The organism is Curtobacterium sp. 320 (assembly GCF_031455235.1).
Classification (GTDB): Bacteria; Actinomycetota; Actinomycetes; order Actinomycetales; family Microbacteriaceae; genus Curtobacterium.
In genome coordinates, this window is the sequence record NZ_JAVDSI010000030.1 from 1 (window position 1) to 3,772 (window position 3,772).

Here is a 3,772-nt window from a genome sequence, read left to right on the forward strand (position 1 = left end):
CCCACTAATACCAGTACTTAAGCGCCGAGCGCCCCTGCGCCGGGGGCGCGCGGCCCCCCCCCGGGCGGGGGGGGGGGGGGGGGGGGGGGGGGGGGGGGGGGGGGGGGGGGGGCCCGGGGCCCCCGCGCCTCCCGTCCGTCGTCGGCTCGCGACCACCGCTCGGCGCAACCCGCCTGTTCGGCATCCCCCCACGAAATGCCGACCTGACGAACGGGCACGCGCCTGGCAGAGTGGGTGTCGCTGGCCGACGCACTGGTTCAGTTTTACCATGTCTGAGACAGATGTACAGGGCGGGGAGACATGATCGAGTACACCGACGACGACGCACACCGACGCGAGCTCTCACGCAAGCTGCAGCTCCTGATGGACGTCGTCGAGGCCAACTCCGGGCAGCGCCCCTCCTACAAGGAGATCGTGGCGGAGATCGAGGCGCAGGGCGCCTCGATGAGCCGACCGCGGTGGGGCTACATGCTCGGGGGCAACGGACCGGCCGTCCGTGACCAGCGCCTGCTCGTCGCGCTTGCCGGCTACTTCGGTGTGCCGTCCGAGTACCTCACCGACGCCGCGGGCAACACGGACGTCCCGGAGCGGGTGCAGGCGCAGCTCGAACTCGTCCTCGAACTCCGCAAGCGCGAGGTCGTGGCGTTCGCCACCCGGCGGCTCGGGGAGTTCGCCTCCGCGGCCGAGATCCGCGACTTCACCGAGCACGTCCGGCGGCTCGACGACTCCGGGTCGACGCCGTGAGCGCGTTCGCCGACCGGATCGGTGCCCGCCGCCAGCAGGCCGAGGCCCGGCGCAGCGTGCAGCGACTCGGACTTCCCCGGCGACTGACGCTGCCGGAGCTGCTCGTCCGTGCCGAGTCCGCCCTCGGCAAGCCGATCCGGCTCCGCACGACCGCACTGCCCGGTGACCTCTCCGCCCGGCTGATCCAGCGCGCGGACCACGCCCTGCTCGAGACGCGTCCCGACCTGTCCGAACGCTCCCGGGTGGCCTGCGTGCTGCACGAGCTCGCACACGTGTTCCTCGCCGACCCCGGCTGCGACCACGAGGCGTACACGGGGCTGCTCACCGGACGGACGGCGTTCACCCGGTCGCTCGACACCCCGCACGAGCAGGCGGTCGAGCTCGTCGCCGACCAGCTCGCCCTGCGGATCGGGCTGCTCGACCCCGACACCGCGCCGCGCGGGATCTTCCGGTGACGCTGCACGTCTGGGGATCCCTCCCGGTCTGGCTGATCCTGGCCGTCCTCGTCGTCCGGCTCTGGCTCGTCCGGACCCAGTCGGCGAGCGTCACCTGGCTCATGGTCTGCTGCGCGTTCGTCGCCGTCGGACTGAGCATCAACCAGCCCGACGTCGTGACGTTCCTCGGCGGGCTGGCCCGCACGCCGAACGTCGCCGACCTGCTCGGCCGCTGCCTGATGGTGTGCGGCCTGTTCGCCCTCGCGCAGTCGGTCGAGGCGGCCGCCCGGTCCGCGCGACTGCTGCGACCGAGTCGGCTCGTCGGCGTCGCGCTGGTCCTCGTCGCGCTCGTCGCGCTGTTCGTGCTGATCGACGCCCCCGAGCCCACCTCGCAGTTCATGGTCGAGTACGGTGACCAGCTGCCGACCGCGCTCTACTCCGCGGTGGAGATGACGTACATCGCCGTCGTGATCACCCGGTCCGCACTGGCGGTCCTCCGCGGCTTCCGCGAGGGCGACGGCCTCGGGCGCATGTACTGGCTGTTCGTCGTCGGTGCCGCGGCGATGGTCCTGCTCGCGGCCATCGCGGTCGCGCTCGACGCCGTGCACGTGCTCGGCCTGGACGCTGCGGTCCGGGTGCTCGGCACCGTCTACGCACCGGTCTTCCTCACCTCGATGGTCCTGCTCGCCGTGGGTGCCGCCGGCGGGGTGCTGCCCGACGCCGCCCGCGAGTTCCGCGACTGGCGAGCCGCCCGGGTCCGCTTCCGGACGCTGGAGCCCGAGCTGCGGCGACTCGAGGGCGCGTCCGGCAACCGAGGGCTGTACTTCACGATCGCCTGGCAGCGTGGCCAGTGGCGGAGCCGACTGCACCGGCTGTCCGTCGAGATCGAGGACCGCGCGCGTGAGGCCGGGCAGGACGTCCCGGCCGCCGCGACGCTCACCACCGCACGACTGGAGGAGACCACATGACCGGTGGACGCATCGCCGCACTCGGGACCGCAGTGGGTGCCGTCGGGACGCTCGGGCTGGGCGCGTTCGTCGCGCGTCGGCTGCTCTTCCCCACGCCGTACTCGGCGACCGCCACCGTGCGGGGCGCCACCCCGACCGATGCCGAGTTCGTGGCTACCCGCGACACCCGTCTGCCCGGGACGTACCGGATCACCCGCGACGGCCAGGACGTCCGCGTGCAGGACGTGCTCGGCACCGACGGGGACACGGTCCGGCGGCGCACGGACGGCCCGGCAGCCGGCGGCGAGTGGGGCTGGGACGCGCTGCTGTACGACGACCTCGCGGACGTCCCCGGTGACGAACCGACCGACGTCCTCGGTGACGAGCCGACCGACGTCCCCGGCGACGGGCCCACGCACGTCGTCCACGTGCACGGGCAGTCGCTCGGGCCGCGGCAGGTCCTCCGGGGCATCCCGGTCTGGCGTGCCCTCGGCGCGACGTCCGAGGTCGTCGACACGACCGACCTCCCGCTCCGCTCGCTCGACCCCGGCGCGGCCGACCGCATCGTGACGGCGGTCCGGGCAGCCCGGGGCCGCGGGGCCACCCGGGTCGTGCTGCAGGGCTGGTCGGCGGGGGCGCTCGCGTGCTCGGTCGCCGCCTCCCGGGTCGAGGTCGACGGCCTCGTCGGGATCTCGCCGCTGCTCAGCGTGCCCTCGGCGCTCCGCGGTGCGGTGTCGGGCGCCCACCTCCCCGCGTTCGTCGGTACGGTCGCGGCACGGATCGCGACCACCGCCGTGCTGTCACGGCTGGCCGGCTCCGCTGCTCCCGTCCGGACGACCGCGTGGCAGGCGTCGGCGACCCCGACCCTGCTCGTGCACTCGGCGGCCGACGCCCTCGTCGCCGAGGCCGACGTCGCCGCGCAGACCGCGCGTCCGGGGACCCGGGCGGTCGCGTTCCGGACCGCGCCGCACACGCTCGAGTGGAACGAGGACCCGGAACGCTGGGAGCGGGCCGTCCGGGACTTCGCGGCCACCCTCTGACGCGAGACGCGAGACGCGCGACACGCGCCGAGCGCCACGGCGACGTGCAACGGCCCCGGTCTGCGAACAGACCGGGGCCGGCGCGTCTCGACCTGTTGGGGGGAACCGGTCGAGCGCTGCGTGCGAGGTGTTGGGGGGAACCCCTCGCGCGCAGTCCCCACCGTACCCCCGGACGGGGGCCCGTGGTACCGCGACGCGCGAACCGTCCCGGGTCTGGGTCGGGCGACATCGCGCCGCGCGGAGCGTCCGGCGCATGGACGATCAACCCGAACCCGAAGCCCACGAGCGTCACCGCTCAGTGGCAGACCGGGGCGACGAGTCACTCGGACGTCCCTTCGACCAGACCAACGGCCTGGCGGACGGACTGAGCGGCGACTCGGACGGCACGGCCGAGAGCGAGCAGCCCGGCGCGCACGAGCGACACGAGAAGCGCGAGAAGCACCGCGGGCGCGACCACCAGGGGTGACCGCACCCACGACGTGACGGGAGGCGGGGGGGCCCCCCGCCCCCCCCCCCCCCGCAGGGAGGGGGGGGGGGTTCAACCCCCGCCCCGCCACCGTCCTGGGGGAGGTGGGCCGGCGGGCGGGGTGCTGCGCGGGCACCCCCC

The 3,772-nt window shown here is 74.6% G+C and carries 5 protein-coding genes; all 5 read left to right on the forward strand.

All coding sequences use genetic code 11. From position 1 onward, the window contains the following. Window positions 1-300: 300 nt before the first annotated feature. The 5 genes from J2X60_RS18990 (at window position 301) to J2X60_RS19010 (ending at window position 3,631) form a co-directional block, all read left to right on the forward strand. Window positions 301-744: a hypothetical protein gene (locus J2X60_RS18990; RefSeq protein WP_070417311.1), complete on the forward strand. Its 444-nt coding sequence runs from the start codon at window positions 301-303 to the stop codon at window positions 742-744. Next, on the forward strand, window positions 741-1,199 hold the full coding sequence (locus J2X60_RS18995; RefSeq protein ID WP_070417312.1) for a hypothetical protein: 459 nt from the start codon (window positions 741-743) through the stop codon (window positions 1,197-1,199). The genes J2X60_RS18990 and J2X60_RS18995 overlap by 4 nt, the downstream gene beginning before the upstream one ends. After that, window positions 1,196-2,146, forward strand: coding sequence for a hypothetical protein (locus tag J2X60_RS19000; protein WP_309889722.1), 951 nt, complete (start codon window positions 1,196-1,198; stop codon window positions 2,144-2,146). The genes J2X60_RS18995 and J2X60_RS19000 overlap by 4 nt, the downstream gene beginning before the upstream one ends. Next, on the forward strand, window positions 2,143-3,165 hold the full coding sequence (locus J2X60_RS19005; RefSeq protein ID WP_309889724.1) for a hypothetical protein: 1,023 nt from the start codon (window positions 2,143-2,145) through the stop codon (window positions 3,163-3,165). Before J2X60_RS19000 ends, J2X60_RS19005 begins: the two co-directional genes overlap by 4 nt. Window positions 3,166-3,418: 253 nt before the next feature. Then, window positions 3,419-3,631: a hypothetical protein gene (locus tag J2X60_RS19010; protein ID WP_309777875.1), complete on the forward strand. Its 213-nt coding sequence runs from the start codon at window positions 3,419-3,421 to the stop codon at window positions 3,629-3,631. Window positions 3,632-3,772: the final 141 nt, after the last annotated feature.

What these genes read in the sequence shown, in the direction of transcription:
- J2X60_RS18990 (WP_070417311.1), top strand. Translation starts at nt 301, where the DNA reads ATGATCGAGTACACCGACGACGACGCACACCGACGCGAGCTCTCACGC.
- J2X60_RS19005 (WP_309889724.1), top strand. Translation starts at nt 2,143, where the DNA reads ATGACCGGTGGACGCATCGCCGCACTCGGGACCGCAGTGGGTGCCGTC.
- J2X60_RS19010 (WP_309777875.1), top strand. Translation starts at nt 3,419, where the DNA reads ATGGACGATCAACCCGAACCCGAAGCCCACGAGCGTCACCGCTCAGTG.